The organism is Exiguobacterium aurantiacum DSM 6208 (assembly GCF_000702585.1).
In the GTDB taxonomy this organism is placed as follows: domain Bacteria; phylum Bacillota; class Bacilli; order Exiguobacteriales; family Exiguobacteriaceae; genus Exiguobacterium; species Exiguobacterium aurantiacum.
On sequence record NZ_JNIQ01000001.1, the window covers coordinates 988,544 to 1,006,738 of the forward strand.

The window sequence follows — 18,195 nt, forward strand, 5'->3', positions numbered from 1 at the left end:
TCGACAATAACCGACGACCATTTACCTCATTTATAAAAAATTAAAATGTCGGAATAGTTTGCATGATAAAATCATACTTGTGTCAAATCATTAACGGGTTTTCAGAAAGGTGCCACGTCATGGAAGAGCAAAAGAAAAAAAGAGTCAAGAAACGTCGTAGAAAACATTCCCCGGCCAAACGCATCGCGTCGATCGCCGGTGTCATTATCGGGCTGTTCCTGCTCATCGGGGTCGGGGTGGCGCTTTACCTATACAATCAAGTCGACTCGACCGTCGACCGCTTGAACGAGTCGTCTGGCCTCAGCGAAGAGCGGATGAACGTGCAGACGATTTCCGAGAAGAAGCCGGTATCGGTGTTGTTGCTCGGGGTCGACCGCCGCGCCGACGAACAAGGACGCAGCGATTCGATCGTCGTCATGACGCTCAACCCGAACCAAGACAAGAGCGCGATGCTGTCGATCCCGCGGGACACGTTGACGGAGATCGTCGGCAAAGGCGTCGAGGACAAGGTCAACCACGCCTACGCGTTCGGCGGGGCTGAGATGGCGCTCGAGACGATCGAGAACATGCTCGGCATCCCGATCGACTACGTCGCCGAAGTCGACATGAAAGGCTTCCAAGACACGGTTGACCTCCTCGGGGGCGTCACCGTGACGAACAAGTTCGCCTTCACGTCGGGCGACTACGCGTTCGAGCCGGGGACGATCACGTTGAAGGGGCCGGAGGCGCTCGCCTATACGCGCATGCGCTATGATGACCCGAGCGGCGACTTCGGACGCCAGGAACGTCAGCGTGACGTCATCACGGCGTTCGTCAATAAAGGGAAAGACGACTTCTCGATCGCGAAGTTCAACAACATGCTCGATGTTCTCGGCAACAACGCCAAGACGAACATGACGTTCAAAGAGATTCGCACGCTCTCGACCGACTACATGGACGCCTTTAAAAATCAAGACGTCCTCCGCCTTGAAGGGACGGGCGGCAAGGCCGGCGACGGCATCTATTACTGGAACCCGGACGCCGCCTCGTTGGCGGACGTTACAGGGTATTTGTCCGAGTTGATGGAACAATGACACGAGCGCCTCATTCCTTACGGATGGGGCGCTTATTTTATGCGATAATATAATCAAAAACGAGGTGACTTCGTTGTCAGACTTGCTACGGCTCATCATCGACGTCCGCCACCGGTTCCGCGACCACCATATCAACGACTATAGCGCGACGCTCGCTTTCTTCTGGTTTCTAGCCATCTTCCCGACGTTCTTCCTCGTCTTCGCCTTCACGGCGATCTTCCGCATCGACGACACGATGCTCATCGAACAAATCGAGACGCTCGTCCCGGGGGAGACGGTACGCGACTTGTTCTCCATCGTCTACGACGTCAGCGGCAACATCAACGTCGGCCTCATCTCGTTCGGGGCGCTCATCGTCATCTGGTCGGCGACGAACGGCACGGCCCGGCTCGTGAAATTAACCGTGTTCGCCTACGGGGAGACCGAGGTGCGCGGCTACATGCGCCGCCGGTTCATCGGCCTCATCACGTTGCTCGCCTGGAGCGTCGGGGCGGTCATCCTCGTCGTCTTCCACATCTTCAGCCAAGAGTTCCTCGAGCTGTTGTATCGGACCGCGCCCGCCGTCGAGGAGTTCTCCCGGCTCGCGACGCTCTCGCGTTACACCGTCTCGACCGTCATCCTCATCCTCGCCTTCTCTGCATTCTATATGATCGCGCCGCAACAGCGCGTGCGACTGAAGGACGCGCTCCCCGGCGCCGTCTTCGCCGTCATCTCGTGGCAGCTCTTGTCGACGGGATACAGCGTCTATGTCGAGCGCTTCACGATGTTCGGCGAGACGTACGGGACGATCGGCCTCGTCATCTTGCTCCAGATTTGGCTCTACTTGACGGCGGCGACGATGCTGCTCGGCGCCGAGATTAACGCCGCCTGGCCGCACTATATGCGCCGGACGCCGAGACGGACGCATTATCCATGAAAATTTAAAAGATATCGCTAGCATTTTTTGGCAACATGCTATAATCAAACACGGAGAGCGGGAAATCATACATTATATACGTGAGGAAAGCAGGTGGTCCGATGGCGAGACATCGCAAAAAATCATCATGGAAGAAATGGGTATTCGTCACACTAGGCGTCATGACCGTCTTCCTCGTCGCCGGCGGTCTGTTCGTCTGGTCGATGTACCGAGACGTCAACGAGACGGTGACGAAAGTGAACGACAACTTAGAGATCAGCGAGGAACGGAAACAAGTCGAGACGATCGAAGAGAAACGGTCCGTGTCAGTGCTCCTCCTCGGCGTCGACCGCCGCGGCAACGAGCAGGGACGGAGTGACTCGATGATCGTCATGACGCTCAACCCGGACACGAACGAAGGGGCGATGCTGTCGATCCCGCGCGACACGAAGACGGAGATCATCGGTCGCGGCATCCGTGACAAGATCAACCACGCCTACGCGTTCGGCGGTGCCGAGATGGCGATGGACTCGGTCGAGGCGCTCCTCGACATCCCGATCGACTACGTCGTCGAGACGGACATGGACGCATTCACCGACGTCGTCGACACGCTCGGCGGCATCACCGTCACGAACAACTTCGCCTTCGCGACGGACGGCTACAACTTCCCGGTCGGCGAGGTGAACCTAGACGGCGAGGCGGCACTGTCGTACGCGCGCATGCGTTATGACGACCCGAACGGCGACTTCGGCCGCCAGGAGCGGCAACGTGCCGTCGTCTCGGCCATCGTCGAGAAAGGGCGCTCCGATTTCTCGGTCGACAAAGTGACGAAGCTGCTCGACGTCGCCGGGCGCCGCGCCAAGACGAACCTCGAGTTCAACGAGCTCGTGACGTTGTCGACGGACTATATGAAGGCGTTCCGCAACGCCTCGACGCTCCGCCTCGAAGGATCCGGCGGCATCGAGTCGGACGGCGTCTACTACTGGAACCCGGACCCGGCCTCGCTCGAGGGCGTCCAAACCGAATTGAAACGTCTCATGGAATGAAGTCGCCCGCGTGGCGGCTTTTTTTGTTTGAAAACGGGTGAACAGTGGGACAAGGATAAGAGGATAATGGAGGAGGGAAACGTATGATTTGGGAAACGTTAGCACCACTCGTCGGCAAGCTCGTCGACGACCATACGGAAGCGGAATGGCGCCGCCTGTTCGAGAAGTGGGACGGGCACCTGTGGCACGACGCCACGCCGCCAAATGAAAAGACGAGCGTCCTCATGATCGACGCGAACGCCGTCACGACGGACGGCACACCGGACCTCGACGCGCTCCGTGAGTTGTTGAAAGAACACGTCCAGGCGACGGTGAGCGACTTGTACCTCGTCTCGCTGTTCCCGTATGCGGCGACACCGACCGATACCCGGGTCGACCCGCGCATCCGGCTCGCCGAGGACCTCGGCCATGTCAAACACGAGTTCGACCTCATGTATGACGTGACGCCGGACGTGTACAACGAGTCCCAGTTCGACTTGTTGAAAGAGACGGACTCATTTTTAGAGCGGCTCGCGCAAGGGGCGACGAAGCTGCGCGTCCACGTCCAGTCGTTCCGGGGCATGCCGGAAGACCGGATCCGGACCGTGCTCAGTCTCTGGCACACGGTGCTCCATCACTATAAACCGAACGCGCAACTCGTCCTCGCCTATGAAGGGGACTTGGACGTGTCAACATACTTCGACGTCGCCGACGCCATCTGTCACTTCGACCTCGCGTCGCACACACTCCTCGCGTTCGCGCAAGGCGATGCGGGACGGCTCACCGATTGGGCGAAACGGATTGAGGCGCCACCGGAAGGCAAGACGTATTTCAACTTCTTGTCGATCCAAGAGCGCGACCCGTTCGAGAAGAACTTGATTGAGCCGAGCGCGGACATGTTGCTCGCCGCCCATAGCATCCTGTTGTCGTTCCAAGGCATCCCGTCCGTCGACTATCGGACGCTCCTCGGCGTCACGACGCCCGTCGACCGGGACACGCTCGTCCAAGAGTTGAAGACGGACCCGTACCGGTTGAACGTCTTCTCAGGCGTGCTCGGGCAGTTGAACGTGCGCCGGACGCATCCAGCCTTCTCGCCGTATGCGTCGCAAACGTTCAAGTCGGTCGACAAACGTCTGTTCACGGTCGAACGGACGGGCGGGGGCGAGACGCTCGTCATGCACACGAACGTGTCGGACGAACCGGTCCAAGTCAAACAGTCCGGCGTCAACTTGTTCACCGGGGAACCGGTCGATGAAATCGAACTCGCGCCGTACGGCTACGTCTGGGTTCGGCAAGGATAGGACTTATGGCTTAAAAACAGGAATTTCGTCTAGGTGTATTGACGCATTGGTACTTTAGGTAGAAAATGGAATAGAAGGAAGTTCCATGTCAACCTAGACCAAACACCGAAAGGCGGAATTTCGATGGATCAATCGCTATTTCTGTACTTGTTTCAATTGACGTTGCAATCGTTCGTGTACTGGATGTTCGCCACGCTCTTCATCGCCCTTATCAGTTACGTCGCCTTCTACATGTGGGACCGGGACGCGGCCAACGCCTACCGGACGCTCTGGCGGAAAGGCTACTACTTGACGTTCGCCGCCTTTGTCTCGTTCGGCTTCATCGTCGGCGAGTTCCCGCTCGAGGCCGCCTGGCCCCTCGCCGGCATCGCCATCCTCGTCGTCGTCCTTGACTTCGGGGTGCTCGTGACGCCGGGGAAAGAACGGCCGGTCGCCATCAAAGAAGACGCCAAAAACGCCTAATCGATCTCTCGATTAGGCGTTTTCGTATGGGCATTATTCCCGGTATCCTTCCGGGTTGTTCGATTGCCAGTTCCAGGCGTCGCGGCACATGGCGCGGACGTCATGGGTCGCTTCCCAGCCGAGCACTCGTTTCGATTTCGACGGGTCGGCGAAGCAACTCGCGATGTCACCCGGGCGGCGCGGCGTCACCGTGTACGGGATCGCTTTGCCACTTTCGGCCTCGAACGCTTTGACGAGGTCGAGAACGCTGTAGCCCGTGCCCGTCCCGAGGTTGAACGCCTCGGCGCCGGTATGTTCCATCACGTAGTCGAGCGCCTTCAAATGTCCGGCGGCGAGGTCGACGACGTGGATGTAGTCGCGGACACCCGTGCCGTCCGGTGTGTCGTAGTCGTCACCGAACACGCTCAGTTGCTCGAGGCGGCCGACGGCAACTTGGGTGATGTACGGCATGAGGTTGTTCGGAACGTCGAACGGGTCCTCGCCGATCTGGCCCGATTCATGGGCACCGATCGGGTTGAAGTAGCGGAGGAGGGCGATGCTCCACGCGTCGTCGGCCACGGCCAAGTCGCGCATGATCTCCTCGATCATCAACTTCGTGCGCCCGTACGGGTTCGTCGCGCTGAGCGGGAACGTCTCGTCGATCGGTGTCCGTTCCGGCATGCCGTACACGGTCGCCGACGAAGAGAAGACGATTTGTTTCACGTCGAACGCGTCCATCACGTCGAGGAGGACGGTCGTGCCGACGACGTTGTTCTCATAATATCGGAGCGGCTCCTTGACCGACTCGCCGACGGCTTTCAAGCCAGCGAAATGGATGACGGCATCGATCGTATGTTTCAAGAAAATCTGTTCGAGCAACTCGCGGTCGAGGATGTCGCCGAGGTAAAACTCGACGGTCTTCCCGGTGAGCGCCTCGACCCGGTCGAGCGCATCGCGGCGGCTGTTCGACAAGTTGTCGAGGACGATGACGTCATAGTCATCTTCAAGCAGTTGGAGGACGGTGTGCGTGCCGATGTAGCCGGCACCACCCGTCACGAGGATCGTTGGCATAAGAAAGCTCCTTTCAAATTAAATCTCGGTGACGCGGATGCGTGCCGTCCCGTTCGACCCGATGAACATACGAATCGAATACGTCGGGCTCTCATAGACAATGGCGTCTTCCGTCTCGATCGTCGGTGTGCCGAGTCGTTTGAACTCTTCTTTCGTCGTGCCAGTGTTCGTCCAGTCGATGGCGTGGACCGCCTCGTCCTGGATGACGAAGAAGATGCCGCTATAAAACACATAGTCGTTCAACGCGTCCTCGTCACGGCCGTACGGTTGGCCGAGTGATTCATACAACTCCGTCTCACTGAACTTCAAGTACTCTTCCACCGTCGTTTTGATGAACGTCGGGTCGACACCTGTCTCGATCCAAGCGAGAACTTGGTCATCGCTTACCGTTGAAGCTCCCCATTCCGTCGTCGTCGACGCGACCGGGGCCCACGCCGTCATCCCATCGATGCCGAGGTCGAGCAACAGATGATCGTCCCGTTCTTCAAGGACGTCGTAGCGGTCGCCGATGTCCCCAATGTACGTCACGTTGTCACCGTTCGGTTCGCTCAGGAGCGACACGTTCTTCTCCGTGAGCCATACTTCGGTCACGGCTGGTGTCTCAGCGACCGGTTCTGCAACTTCCGTCGGGGCTGCGACTTCTTCGGCTTGTTCACTCGGCTCAAACAAGGCCGATACATATGGATACCCGATATAGCCGCCGCCGATGAGTAATCCGATCAAAACGAGGGCGCCGAGCCATTTGGCACCGGATTTCTTCCGGGGCCGGGCCGGTTCGATGGCACGTTGATACTTCGCCCGTTCCGCCCGTGACGGGACTGGGGCTTCCGGCATGTACCGTTGTTTGACGATTGGGTCGCGTGATTTTGTCGTTTCGTCTTCCCGAACCGGCACATCTTCAATGAGCGGGGTGTCTTCAATTTCCGGTATCGCTTTCTTTACCGTCACACCGCCGTTCTCGAGCAGTGCCACATAATATGGAAGAAACGTGGTGTCTTTTTTCCCATCTTTGATCCAAGCCGTGAAGTCGGTCGCTGATTTCTCGTCGGTCGTTAGGTCTGTGGACGTGTTTCCAGTCAATTCCTCGTATGAGACGGACAGCGGTTTGCCGTCCCCTAAATTTTGTTTAATGCTCTCTTGAATCTTGATCCGTGTCGACGCATCGAGTTCTGCGTACAGTTGGAGTAGGCGCTCACTAACGTGCACTGTTACATCCTCCTTTAAAATAAGGTTTTCCCTACAAAGTTTAGCAGATTTATATGCCAAAAAACCCAAAATTTAAAAAATGGGTCATCATTGGACAATATTTTTGCTATAATGTTTTGGTATTGTCAGATTAAATATTATCTGCGGGAATTTTCCAGCAGTCCATTCACACATAGAGGAGAGTAGGATCAAACTATGAACGAAGAAACGATTTCCCTCGGAGAATTGTTCTCCATCTTGAAGCGGAGCAAATGGCTCATCGCAAGTTTGACGATTGTGGCAGCACTCATCGCCTTTTTGGTCAGCTCGTTCGTCATTCAACCGACGTATGAGGCGTCGACGCAAGTGCTCGTCGCCCCGAAAGAGACGCAAAACAACATGATCGACAGCAGTCAAGTCCAGTCATCGGTCGCGCTCGTCAACACGTATCGCGTCATCATCCAAAGTCCTACGATCTTGGAGCAAGTCCAAAACAACGTCGTCGGCGCCCCGGAAAACATTAGCAATTTGATCTCGGTCAACAGCGAACAAAACTCACAAGTCATCAACATTAAAGTCCAGCACACGAACCCGGTCATGGCGACGGACATCGCCAACGAGATCAGCTCTGTGTTCTCGAAAGAAGTGAAAGAGTTGATGAGCGGCGTCGATAACGTCAAAGTGCTCTCGGACGCATCCGTGCCGATGTCTCCGGTCAGCCCGAACATCCTCCTCAACACGGCGATCGCCGCCGTGCTCGGGATGATGATCGGTGTCGCCATCGCTTTCCTCAAAATCGTCCTCGATCGCCGCATCAAGACGGAGCAAGACGTCGAGACGATCCTCGAACTCCCGGTGCTCGGCTCGATCCCGGTCATCGACCGCGTCGAGATGCAGCAGCAACGTCAAGCGAAAGTGAAAGGGGAAGAAGTCCATGTTTAAGTTCGGCAAAAAGAAATCGAAGCATATCAAATATGACAAGACGGGCCGCGACTTGATCACGGTCCATAAACCGAAGTCCCCGATCTCGGAGCAGTACCGGACGATCCGGACGAACCTCGAGTTCACAGCCGTCGATGACGAGTTGCAGACGGTCGCCATCACGTCGGCCTCGTCAGGCGAAGGCAAGTCGACGACGGCGTCGAACCTCGCCGTCGTCTACGCCCAGCAAGGCAAACGCGTCCTCCTCATGGACTGCGACATGCGCCGCCCGACGGCCCACTTCACGTTCCGGCTCTCGAATGGGATCGGCCTCTCGACCGTCCTCGCCAAGAAGACGACGAGCGAGAAGGCGATCCATACGACGCAAGTCGAGAACTTGGATTTACTCGCGGCAGGCCCAATCCCGCCGAACCCGTCAGAACTGTTGTCGTCGAAGATGATGGACCGCGTGATTGAAGAACTCAAGACGAACTACGACATGATCATCCTCGACGCGCCACCGATGATGCAAGTCGCCGATACGCGCCTCCTCGCCCGTAAAGTCGACGGCATCGTCCTCGTCGTCGGTTGCGACAAGTCGGACCGCCAGATGGTCGTCAAGGCGAAAGAACAGTTGACGCTCGCCGACGCGCACATCCTCGGCGTCGTCCTCAACAAGCGCGAGCCGCAAGGCAGCGATGACTATTACTACTACTACGCGTACGAGTAAAGGAGAAACGCCATGATTGATATCCATTGTCATCTCCTCCCGGCCGTCGATGACGGACCGGAGACGGTCGAACAAGCGATTGAAATGGCGAAACGCGCAGCAAGCGAAGGGGTGACCGCGATCGTGGTCACCCCCCACGCGTTTCACCCTCAGTTCGAGACGGGCGAGTTGAACGTTCAATACGCCGCCTCGACGTTACAGACGATTCTCCATAAAGAAGGCATTTCGCTCGACTTGTACCCGGGGCAAGAGATTCGCATCTTCGGTGACTTGGTCGAAGCACTCGAGAAAGGCGAGGCGCTCTCGCTCGCCGGGTCACGTTACGTGCTCGTCGAGTTTCCGAGCGACTCGGTGCCGGCCTACGCCGAGCAGTTGTTCTTCGGGTTGCAGACGGAAGGCTACACGCCGGTCATCGCGCACCCTGAGCGCAACAAAGAGTTCGCGACGAACCCGAAGCGGCTCATGGACTTCGTCTCATCTGGAGCGTTGTCACAGATCACGACGTCATCCTTGACGGGAGAGTTCGGTCAGAACGTACAAGAGCTCGCCTTCACGTTTCTCCGCAACGGGCTCAGCCATTTGATCGCCTCCGATGCCCATAGTACCGGTCGCCGCACGTTCTACTGGACGGACGTCGAAGCGGTCGTCACGAAAGAGCTCGGTCACGATAAGTGGGAGACGTACATGACGAACGCCGAGGCGATCTTGAAAGACGAATTCATCTTCATCGACCCGCCCGTTCTTCCAACGAAGAACTGGAGAGGGAAATGGAAGAAATGATTTCCCTTTTATGACAAATGACTCTTGACATAAGGTATATCGATATGATTTTTGTCGACAGTTGTCGAACGATTTTAGGTTTTAATTCCCTATCATTGGTTTTTTAAGAAGCTATTACGTGATAACCTTAATTTATAATTTTCAAAGGATGTTAATTACATCCTTTTTTATATTGTTCATACAATTAATATTTATATATACAGAGGAGGAGTATCATGACAATCAAAAAAGTGAGAAAAGCCGTTATCCCGGCAGCGGGTCTCGGTACGCGCTTCCTCCCAGCGACGAAAGCGATGCCGAAAGAGATGCTGCCGATCGTCGATAAGCCGACGATTCAATACATCATCGAAGAAGCGGTCGAGTCAGGCATCGAGGATATCTTGATCGTCACGGGGAAAGGCAAGCGGGCGATTGAAGACCACTTCGATTCTGTGCCGGAACTTGAGCAGACGTTAATTGAAAAAGGGAAGTCAGAATTTTTAAAGCTCGTCGAAGAGACGACGAACATCAACATCCACTTCATCCGGCAGTCCAAGCCGATGGGACTGGGCCACGCGGTGCTGCAAGCGAAAGCGTTCATTGGAGATGAGCCGTTTGTCGTCATGCTTGGCGATGACATCGTCCAGGCGGACGTGCCGTGCACGAAGCAATTAATTGAGCAATACAATAAAACGGAAAGCTCAATTATCGGGGTACAGCCGGTATCGCGTGACGTGACGCATCGTTATGGCATCGTCGATCCTCTAGCATCACTTGAAGGCGGGTTACATAAAGTTGAGTCATTCGTTGAAAAACCGGCAGCTGGGACGGAACCGTCGAATTTGGCGATTCTAGGTCGCTATTTGTTCACGCCGCAAATCTTTAAGTTTTTAGAGACGCAAGATGCGGGTGCGGGCGGAGAGATTCAGCTGACGGACGCCATCACGCGATTAAATGAAGTACAACGTGTGTTTGCCTACGAGTTTGATGGCAAACGTTACGACGTCGGCGAGAAGCTCGGTTTTATCCAGACGACGCTCGAATTTGCGTTGAACCGTGACGATCTTCGAGATGATGTCTTAAAGATGATCACGCAATTAGTTGAAGAACAAACTGCGGTGAGCGCAGTCAAGTAAGGGGAGGGAAACCGATTGTCGATTCCTGAACTCGGTCGTAAGTCTTTACGGACCGGTCTATTGGTCACACTCGATATTATCGCGATTATATCGTCGATGGTACTGACTTATTTTTTCTTATATCCAGTTGAATTCATTCAAAATATTGATCAAAATCATTTTTTGGAGTCCGCATTCCTATATAGCGCCCTCTTTATCGTCATGGCCGGGGTGAGCCGGTTGTACCGGGTGGCGTGGCGCTTTGCGAGTATGTCCGAGGCGATTCGTCTAGCCACGACATTGTTTATGAGTACGGTCACTTTACTGCTCATTCAATTCGCAGTGTACGGTGAGGCGATGGAGCGGATGCTGTTCCTCAGTTTTTGTTTGTCTCTTCTTATGCTTGGAGGGATTCGTTTAGGCTCACGCGTCTACATCACGTGGAAACAGCAAAAATACTCCGTTTTTCTCGGCCGCAATATGAAACGACGCAAAGATGTGAAACGGACGCTCGTCATCGGGGCCGGTCAAGCCGGGCGCATGTTGGTCCGACAAATCCAACAGTCGGATAACCATCGTATGAACCCGGTCGCATTTATTGATGACAATCGTCATCTTCAGACGTTGACCGTCAACGGGGTGCGTGTCGTTGGGACGATTGAGCAGTTAGAACAAGTCGTCGAGAACGAAGCGATTGATAAAATCGTCTTCGCGATCCCGTCGATGAAGTATCAAGAGCGTCTCGCCATCATCAAACGAGCGAAGGCGGTCTGTACGAACGTGCATACGCTCCCGATGATCGAGGAAGTGGCGGCCGGGAAAGTCGCCGTCAATCAGATGCGGCAAGTATCGATTGAAGACTTGCTTGGTCGTGAGCCGGTCGAACTCGACATTTCCGGTATCCAGTCGGAAGTGGAAGGGAAGACGGTGTTGGTGACAGGTGCTGGTGGATCGATTGGATCCGAAATCTGTCGTCAAATCTTGAAATTCAGCCCTGAACGATTGCTTTTACTTGGGCACGGTGAGAACAGCATCTATTTGATTGAACGCGAATTACGTGAGTTGAAGGTAGATGTCGAACTCATTCCAGTCATCGCCGATGTGCAAGACGTCGAGCGGTTGCGTGACGTCTTTATGACCCATACGCCTCATCTAGTGTTCCATGCAGCAGCACACAAGCATGTCCCATTAATGGAAGCAAACCCGCATGAAGCGGTGAAGAACAATATCTACGGCACAAAAAATGTCGCTGAGATGGCGGATGAATACGGAGCAGCCCGCTTCGTCATGATTTCGACCGATAAAGCGGTCAACCCGACGAACGTCATGGGCTCGACAAAGCGCATCGCCGAAATGGTCGTCCAAAACTTGGCGAAGACAAGTCGGACGAAATATGCGGTCGTTCGTTTCGGAAACGTGCTTGGTAGCCGTGGATCGGTTATCCCACTCTTTAAAACACAGATTGAAAAAGGTGGACCGGTCACGGTCACACATCCGGATATGACACGCTACTTCATGACCATCCCTGAGGCAAGTCGCCTTGTCATTCAGGCGGGAACACTTGCCGATGGTGGAGAAGTATTCGTGCTCGATATGGGTGAACCGGTTAAGATTGTTGATCTTGCTCGTAACATGATTAAACTGAGTGGATTTACGGAAGAGCAAATTTCAATCGCCTTCAGTGGGATTAGACCAGGCGAGAAGATGTTTGAAGAACTCTTGAAGGAAGGCGAAGTCCATCCCGAAGCAGTTTATCCGAAGATTTTTACTGGCATCGTAACGGAAGAGACGAATTTGAATGAAAAATTGGCTCAAATGAATAAATTGAAGACAAGTGAAGCACTTAGTCTATATCTTGTAAATTGGGCAAATGAACAGTTGACAGTAAGGAAGGATATGAAACAAACAATATAGTAACGAGGGGACTTTGTTAAATGAGCTTAAAAACCCAAGTAAGTACGGACAAGCGTATCTTGTTAGCATCGCCTCATATGAGTGATGAAGGATATGAACAAGAATATGTAAAAGAAGCGTTTGACACGAATTGGATTGCTCCACTTGGTTCGAATGTCGATGGATTCGAACGTGAGTTGGCTGAAAAAGTAAATGTGAACGCTGCAGCGGCGTTAAGTTCTGGTACTGCTGCGATTCACTTAGCACTTAAAGCAGCTGGCGTGGGTGCAGGGGATATCGTTTTCTGTTCAACATTGACGTTCTCTGCTACCGCTAATCCAATCATTTATCAAGGTGCCACACCTGTGTTCATTGACAGTGATTATAAAACATGGAATATGGATCCTCTTGCGCTAGAATCAGCTTTCGAGAAATATCCACATGTTAAAGCTGTTCTGGTTGTCCATTTATACGGTCTCGCAGCTGACATGGATCGAATTATGGAAATTTGTTCTAAACACAATGTCATAGTCATTGAAGATGCAGCAGAAAGTTTGGGCAGCTTCTACAAAGGACGTCCGACCGGTGCAATTGGTCAGTTTGGGATTTATTCATTCAATGGGAATAAGATAATAACAACTTCAGGTGGGGGTATGCTTGTATCAAATGATGAAATTGCTGTTGAAAAAACTCGTTTTTGGGCGACTCAGTCACGCGATCAAGCACGTCACTATCAACATAGTGAATTAGGATTTAATTACCGGATGAGTAATGTTGTTGCTGGAATTGGTAGAGGGCAGTTAAAGGTGCTTGAACAACGTGTCCAGCGCAAAAAAGAGATTTTTAAGTTCTATAAAAATGCTCTTGCAGAGATCGAAGACATTACATTCATGCCAGTGAATGATTGGGATCAACCAAACTATTGGTTATCATGCGCAACGATTGAAGGCGATATTTCACCTTATAGTGTTATGGATGCATTAGAAGGTGAAAACATCGAATCTCGTCCCGTTTGGAAGCCGATGCATTTGCAACCTTACTTCGAACAGTACGATTACGTCGGAGCAGACGTTTCTAAAACCTTGTTTGAAAAAGGTATCTGTTTACCGTCAGATACGAAGATGAGCAACGAAGATTTAAAACGTATCGTAGAAATTATTAAAGGATTATGGACTTGATATGAATAAAAATAGTTTTTACGAGCAATTTTTTAAACGACCTTTTGATTTGCTGATTTCACTGATTGCACTACTTGTTCTAAGTCCAATCATTATTGTGATTGGACTTCTAGTACGCACAAAATTAGGTAGTCCGATTTTGTTTTCACAAACTCGCCCTGGATTACATGGGAAGTTGTTTAAAATTTATAAGTTTAGGACTATGACAGATTTAAAAGATGAAAACGGAAATTTGCTTTCAGATGAAATTCGTTTAACGTCTTTTGGTCGGTTTTTACGTTCTACATCATTAGATGAGCTACCTGGATTAATTAATATTGTCAAAGGTGATATGTCTTTGATTGGGCCTCGTCCGCTATTGGTTGAGTATTTGCCGCTCTATTCAAAGGAGCAAGCAAAACGTCATACCGTTCGACCGGGCCTGTCTGGGCTTGCGCAAGTGAATGGTCGCAATCTATTGACTTGGGAAGAGAAGTTTAACTTAGACGTAAAATATGTTCAGAATGTTAGTTTCATGGGGGATATAAAGCTGATTTTTTTGACATTAAAAAAGGTGGCTTTGAAAGAAGGAATTAGTGCAACAGACCACGTTACAGTAGAACCTTTTAAAGGGAGCGAATAACCTTTGAAAAAGTTATTAATTATAGGGGCAAGTGGTCATGGCAAAGTGGTGGCTAACATAGCGCACGATTGTGGAGATTGGAATGAAATATCATTTCTTGATGACGATTTGAATAAGGTAGGTAGTAGTCTCATAGGGTTTAATATTATTGATACAACAGCAAACTTAGAATTGTACATCGATGACTATGAGTTTGTGGTAGGAATTGGGGATGCGTATGTTCGAGAAGAAGTCACACATAAGTTATTGGAAATGGGTGCGTATTTGTCTACATTGATTCATCCATCTGCCGTAATTGGTCTTGACGTTAAAATAGATCAAGGTACTGTTCTTATGCCTATGTGTGTTGTTAACTCATCGTCTACTATAGGGCTAGGTTGTATTATAAACACCGGTTCAACAGTTGATCATGATTGTGAGTTAGGGGCCTTTGTCCATGTATCTCCGGGGTCTACAATCGCTGGAACTGTAAAAATAGGCAGTAGAACTTGGATTGGAACAGGCGCAAGAATTATAAATAATTTAAGTGTTTTTCAAGATTGCACAATCGCAGCAGGTGCTGTAGTAGTAAAAAGTATCAATAGTCCTGGACTGTATATAGGTATTCCGGCAAGGGAAGTAATAAAATGAATATTCTATTTCTTACATTGTTAGATTTTGATTCATTAGAAGAGCAAGGTATATATACAGATTTGATGAGAGAGTTTGCATTAAATAATCATGAAGTTTATATTGTTTCTCCAGTTGAAAAAAAGACACAACAGAATACTTATTTAATTAATGAAAAAAACGTAAAGATATTAAAAGTGAAAATTGGAAATGTGCAAAAAACTAATATGATGGAAAAAGGGATTTCTTTATTACTTTTAAATCGAAAATTTAAAAATTCCATAAGAGAGTATTTTAGCGGTGTTAAATTTGATTTGATAATTTATGCTACTCCACCAATTACTCTAGTAAACACTATCAAATATATTGTTAAACGTGATAGAGCAAAATCTTATTTACTGTTAAAAGATATTTTCCCTCAAAACGCTGTTGATTTAGAAATGATATCTAAAAAAGGTTTAAGTAGATTCATTTATTCCTACTTCAGGTGGAAAGAAAAAGAATTATATAAGATTTCAGACTATATAGGTTGTATGTCACTAGCGAATGTAAAGTATATTTTAAAAGAAAATAAAACAGTAGATTCTGATAAAGTTGAAATTTGTCCTAATACAATTTCACCGTTAAACATAGATATTAGCGATGTTGATAAAATGAAGATTAAACAAAAGTATAAACTACCTTTAAATAAGACAATTTTTATTTACGGAGGTAATTTAGGAAAACCGCAAGGAATTGATTTCATCATTGAATGTTTAAGGAAGAATGAGGAGAATGATAATTCATTTATATTAATTATTGGTTCTGGTACCGAATATAATAAACTGCATAAAATATTTGAACAAGAAGATTTTAATAATGCTAAATTGATGCATGGACTTCCTAAACATGAATATGAAATGTTAGCTAGTTCGTGTGATGTGGGATTGGTATTTTTGGACCATCGCTTTACAATCCCAAATTTCCCGTCAAGAATTTTATCTTATATGCAAGCATCGATGCCAATCATAGTTTCTTCTGATGGAAATACTGATGTAGGGAAAATTGCAACAGAAGGTAAATTTGGATATAGTTGTTCGAGTCAGGATATAGAAGGGTTTAATGTATTGCTGGGGCGACTAAATAGCAAAGCGCTCAGAACAAAAATGGGTAAAAATTCTCGTCAATATCTAGAAAATAATTATAACTCTAAAGTAAGTTATTCGATTATAATGAAGCATTTTATGGGAAGTGAGAGTGTTTAAATGTTTAAAAATAAATCATTGCTAATAACTGGTGGAACTGGTTCATTTGGAAATGCAGTAATGGAACGTTTCCTTGAAACTGATATTAAAGAAGTCCGTATTTTCTCACGTGATGAGAAAAAACAAGAGGACATGCGTAAAAAATATCAAAACGAAAAGTTAAAGTTTTATATTGGGGATGTTCGTGATCAAAACAGTGTGAAAAATGCGATGTATGGTGTAGATTACGTGTTTCACGCGGCTGCTTTAAAACAGGTACCTTCATGTGAATTTTTCCCGTTAGAAGCAGTGAAGACAAATGTCCTCGGAACTGAGAACGTTTTAAATGCCGCAATTGAAATTGGTGTTAAAAAAGTAATCTGCCTTTCAACCGATAAGGCGGCATACCCAATCAACGCAATGGGGATTTCAAAGGCGATGATGGAGAAGGTCTTTGTTGCGAAAGCACGTACGATTGATTCGACTCAAACGTTAATCTGCGGCACTCGTTACGGGAATGTTATGGCTTCTCGTGGATCGGTTATTCCTTTATTCATTGATCAAATTAAAAAAGGTGAGCCATTGACAGTTACGGACCCGAATATGACGCGATTCTTGATGAGCTTAGAAGAAGCGGTGGAACTTGTGGTGTTTGCATTCAATAATGCGGTAGCCGGCGACATCATGGTTCAAAAATCTCCGGCTTCTACGGTTGGTGACTTAGCAATCGCTTTAAAAGAATTATTTGAGGTCGACAATGAAATTAAAGTAATCGGTACACGTCATGGAGAGAAGGCATTCGAGACGTTATTAACGCGAGAAGAACATATTGTTGCAGATGATATGGGTGATTTTTATCGAGTGCCGGCAGATACACGTGATTTAAACTATGATAAGTACTTTAGTGAAGGTGACCAACAGTTGACTCAAGAGGGCGAATATAATTCTAATAATACGGAACGTTTGTCAATCGAACAAATTAAACAACGGTTGCTGACGCTTGACTATGTGAAAACCGAACTCGAGAAGCGAGTAAAAGCATGAAGATTCTCATAACAGGAGCAAACGGATTTGTTGGGAAGAATCTTGTAGCGGAGTTGAGAAATCAGGGGTTCAATGATTTGCTTCTTTGTACGCGAAATACAACTGAAACTGAATTGAAGCAGTATGCATCAGAAGCCGAATTTGTTTATCATCTTGCTGGAATAAACCGACCTAAAGAAGACAAAGAGTTTGAAGTCGGAAACAAAGGATTTACAGAAAAGTTGTTAACTTTACTTTCTCAAAATCCGACATCACCTCCAGTAATATTTTCCTCTTCAACTCAAGCTGACCTTGCAAATGCATATGGTATAAGCAAAAAGGAAGCGGAATCCCTAGTCATTTCTTACGGACAAGAATATAAGGTAGACGTAATGATTTATCGTTTCCCTAACTTGTTTGGGAAATGGTGTAAGCCGAACTATAATAGTGTAGTTGCAACCTTTTGTCACAACATTTCGCGTGAAATACCGATTCAAGTTAATGATTTAAATGCAGAGCTTACGTTGGCGTATATTGATGATGTTATCGCTGAACTAATTAATCAATTGGAAGAGCGAAAAGCGAAGCGTGCGTTATATGGAGAGGTTAACCCTACCTACAAGGTCTCATTAGGCGATTTAGTGAAACTATTAACGTCGTTCAAGGAATCGAGAATTAATTTATCTGTGCCTTCGTTGAATGACTTTTTCAGCAAGAAACTATATAGCACTTACTTAAGTTATTTGCCTGAAAATCAGTTTTCCTATGAATTAACCATGCATCAAGATGATCGTGGATCATTTACGGAGTTTATTCGAACACCGGATAGAGGGCAGGTTTCAGTTAACATCTCAAAACCAGGCATCACGAAGGGGAATCACTGGCACCATACAAAGAACGAAAAATTCCTAGTCGTAAGTGGTCAGGGTGTTATCCGATTTAGAAAAATTGATACAGAAGAAGTCATTGAGTACATCGTAAGTGGTGACAAGCTCGAAGTAGTGGATATCCCGGTTGGGTATACACATAATATTGAAAATTTAGGTGAAACAGATATGGTTACACTCATGTGGGTCAACGAACCATTTGACTCTAATAGACCTGATACATATTATTTGGAGGTTTGATTAA

18 protein-coding genes are annotated in these 18,195 nt (G+C 49.0%); 16 read left to right on the forward strand and 2 right to left on the reverse strand.

The genetic code is table 11. The annotated features are described in order from the left end of the window. The first annotated feature begins 119 nt into the window (after positions 1–119). From P398_RS0105425 to P398_RS0105445, 5 genes are all read left to right on the forward strand, one after another. On the forward strand, positions 120–1,073 hold the full coding sequence (locus tag P398_RS0105425) for an LCP family glycopolymer transferase (RefSeq protein ID WP_029334346.1): 954 nt from the start codon (positions 120–122) through the stop codon (positions 1,071–1,073). Between the two features lie 73 nt (positions 1,074–1,146). Then, entirely contained in the window at positions 1,147–1,989 is an 843-nt protein-coding gene (locus P398_RS0105430; RefSeq protein ID WP_115336676.1) for a YihY/virulence factor BrkB family protein, read from the forward strand. 80 nt (positions 1,990–2,069) lie between these two features. Further along, entirely contained in the window at positions 2,070–3,014 is a 945-nt protein-coding gene (locus P398_RS0105435) for an LCP family glycopolymer transferase (protein WP_235263306.1), read from the forward strand. 83 nt (positions 3,015–3,097) lie between these two features. Then, complete coding sequence (locus P398_RS0105440; RefSeq protein ID WP_029334349.1) at positions 3,098–4,294, forward strand: DUF3459 domain-containing protein; 1,197 nt, start codon at positions 3,098–3,100, stop codon at positions 4,292–4,294. A gap of 123 nt (positions 4,295–4,417) precedes the next feature. Next, positions 4,418–4,756, forward strand: a complete 339-nt coding sequence (locus tag P398_RS0105445) for a hypothetical protein (RefSeq protein WP_029334350.1) — start codon at positions 4,418–4,420, stop codon at positions 4,754–4,756. 33 nt (positions 4,757–4,789) lie between these two features. On the opposite strand, the gene galE is transcribed toward P398_RS0105445, so the two are convergent. Both galE and P398_RS0105455 read right to left on the reverse strand, forming a co-directional pair. Beyond that, a complete protein-coding gene (gene galE / locus P398_RS0105450) occupies positions 4,790–5,806 on the reverse strand; it encodes a UDP-glucose 4-epimerase GalE (RefSeq protein WP_029334351.1) in 1,017 nt (338 codons plus the stop codon). An 18-nt stretch (positions 5,807–5,824) separates the two neighbouring features. Continuing rightward, on the reverse strand, positions 5,825–7,012 hold the full coding sequence (locus tag P398_RS0105455) for a hypothetical protein (RefSeq protein ID WP_029334352.1): 1,188 nt from the start codon (positions 7,010–7,012) through the stop codon (positions 5,825–5,827). Positions 7,013–7,207: 195 nt separating this feature from the next. Here P398_RS0105455 and P398_RS0105460 point away from each other — a divergent pair, with 195 nt between their 5' ends. From P398_RS0105460 to P398_RS0105510, 11 genes are all read left to right on the forward strand, one after another. Then, positions 7,208–7,933 carry a YveK family protein gene (locus P398_RS0105460; RefSeq protein ID WP_029334353.1) on the forward strand — a complete coding sequence of 242 codons (726 nt, stop codon included), beginning with the start codon at positions 7,208–7,210 and terminating at the stop codon, positions 7,931–7,933. After that, positions 7,926–8,642, forward strand: a complete 717-nt coding sequence (locus P398_RS0105465; RefSeq protein ID WP_029334354.1) for a CpsD/CapB family tyrosine-protein kinase — start codon at positions 7,926–7,928, stop codon at positions 8,640–8,642. The genes P398_RS0105460 and P398_RS0105465 overlap by 8 nt, the downstream gene beginning before the upstream one ends. Before the next feature lie 12 nt (positions 8,643–8,654). Next, positions 8,655–9,422 carry a tyrosine-protein phosphatase gene (locus tag P398_RS0105470; protein WP_029334355.1) on the forward strand — a complete coding sequence of 256 codons (768 nt, stop codon included), beginning with the start codon at positions 8,655–8,657 and terminating at the stop codon, positions 9,420–9,422. A gap of 215 nt (positions 9,423–9,637) precedes the next feature. Further along, positions 9,638–10,537, forward strand: a complete 900-nt coding sequence (gene galU / locus P398_RS0105475) for a UTP--glucose-1-phosphate uridylyltransferase GalU (RefSeq protein WP_029334356.1) — start codon at positions 9,638–9,640, stop codon at positions 10,535–10,537. Between the two features lie 15 nt (positions 10,538–10,552). Beyond that, positions 10,553–12,430 carry a polysaccharide biosynthesis protein gene (locus tag P398_RS0105480; protein ID WP_235263307.1) on the forward strand — a complete coding sequence of 626 codons (1,878 nt, stop codon included), beginning with the start codon at positions 10,553–10,555 and terminating at the stop codon, positions 12,428–12,430. Between the two features lie 20 nt (positions 12,431–12,450). Next, positions 12,451–13,587 (forward strand): DegT/DnrJ/EryC1/StrS family aminotransferase, encoded by a 1,137-nt coding sequence (locus tag P398_RS0105485; protein WP_029334358.1) that lies wholly within the window; start codon positions 12,451–12,453, stop codon positions 13,585–13,587. Between the two features lies 1 nt (position 13,588). Then, on the forward strand, positions 13,589–14,209 hold the full coding sequence (locus P398_RS0105490) for a sugar transferase (RefSeq protein ID WP_029334359.1): 621 nt from the start codon (positions 13,589–13,591) through the stop codon (positions 14,207–14,209). 3 nt (positions 14,210–14,212) lie between these two features. Further along, the gene (locus tag P398_RS0105495) at positions 14,213–14,839 is read left to right on the forward strand and encodes an acetyltransferase (RefSeq protein ID WP_029334360.1); all 627 of its coding nucleotides are present in this window, start codon (positions 14,213–14,215) and stop codon (positions 14,837–14,839) included. Further along, complete coding sequence (locus P398_RS0105500; RefSeq protein ID WP_029334361.1) at positions 14,836–16,062, forward strand: glycosyltransferase family 4 protein; 1,227 nt, start codon at positions 14,836–14,838, stop codon at positions 16,060–16,062. Before P398_RS0105495 ends, P398_RS0105500 begins: the two co-directional genes overlap by 4 nt. Then, positions 16,063–17,085, forward strand: a complete 1,023-nt coding sequence (locus P398_RS0105505) for a polysaccharide biosynthesis protein (protein ID WP_029334362.1) — start codon at positions 16,063–16,065, stop codon at positions 17,083–17,085. It abuts the gene before it with no gap. Then, positions 17,082–18,191, forward strand: a complete 1,110-nt coding sequence (locus P398_RS0105510; RefSeq protein ID WP_029334363.1) for a polysaccharide biosynthesis C-terminal domain-containing protein — start codon at positions 17,082–17,084, stop codon at positions 18,189–18,191. Before P398_RS0105505 ends, P398_RS0105510 begins: the two co-directional genes overlap by 4 nt. Positions 18,192–18,195 lie beyond the last annotated feature (4 nt).

What these genes read in the sequence shown, in the direction of transcription:
- galE (WP_029334351.1), bottom strand. Translation starts at nt 5,806, where the DNA reads ATGCCAACGATCCTCGTGACGGGTGGTGCCGGCTACATCGGCACGCAC.
- galU (WP_029334356.1), top strand. Translation starts at nt 9,638, where the DNA reads ATGACAATCAAAAAAGTGAGAAAAGCCGTTATCCCGGCAGCGGGTCTC.
- P398_RS0105505 (WP_029334362.1), top strand. Translation starts at nt 16,063, where the DNA reads ATGTTTAAAAATAAATCATTGCTAATAACTGGTGGAACTGGTTCATTT.
- P398_RS0105465 (WP_029334354.1), top strand. Translation starts at nt 7,926, where the DNA reads ATGTTTAAGTTCGGCAAAAAGAAATCGAAGCATATCAAATATGACAAG.
- P398_RS0105485 (WP_029334358.1), top strand. Translation starts at nt 12,451, where the DNA reads ATGAGCTTAAAAACCCAAGTAAGTACGGACAAGCGTATCTTGTTAGCA.
- P398_RS0105445 (WP_029334350.1), top strand. Translation starts at nt 4,418, where the DNA reads ATGGATCAATCGCTATTTCTGTACTTGTTTCAATTGACGTTGCAATCG.
- P398_RS0105460 (WP_029334353.1), top strand. Translation starts at nt 7,208, where the DNA reads ATGAACGAAGAAACGATTTCCCTCGGAGAATTGTTCTCCATCTTGAAG.
- P398_RS0105440 (WP_029334349.1), top strand. Translation starts at nt 3,098, where the DNA reads ATGATTTGGGAAACGTTAGCACCACTCGTCGGCAAGCTCGTCGACGAC.
- P398_RS0105510 (WP_029334363.1), top strand. Translation starts at nt 17,082, where the DNA reads ATGAAGATTCTCATAACAGGAGCAAACGGATTTGTTGGGAAGAATCTT.
- P398_RS0105470 (WP_029334355.1), top strand. Translation starts at nt 8,655, where the DNA reads ATGATTGATATCCATTGTCATCTCCTCCCGGCCGTCGATGACGGACCG.
- P398_RS0105490 (WP_029334359.1), top strand. Translation starts at nt 13,589, where the DNA reads ATGAATAAAAATAGTTTTTACGAGCAATTTTTTAAACGACCTTTTGAT.
- P398_RS0105500 (WP_029334361.1), top strand. Translation starts at nt 14,836, where the DNA reads ATGAATATTCTATTTCTTACATTGTTAGATTTTGATTCATTAGAAGAG.
- P398_RS0105425 (WP_029334346.1), top strand. Translation starts at nt 120, where the DNA reads ATGGAAGAGCAAAAGAAAAAAAGAGTCAAGAAACGTCGTAGAAAACAT.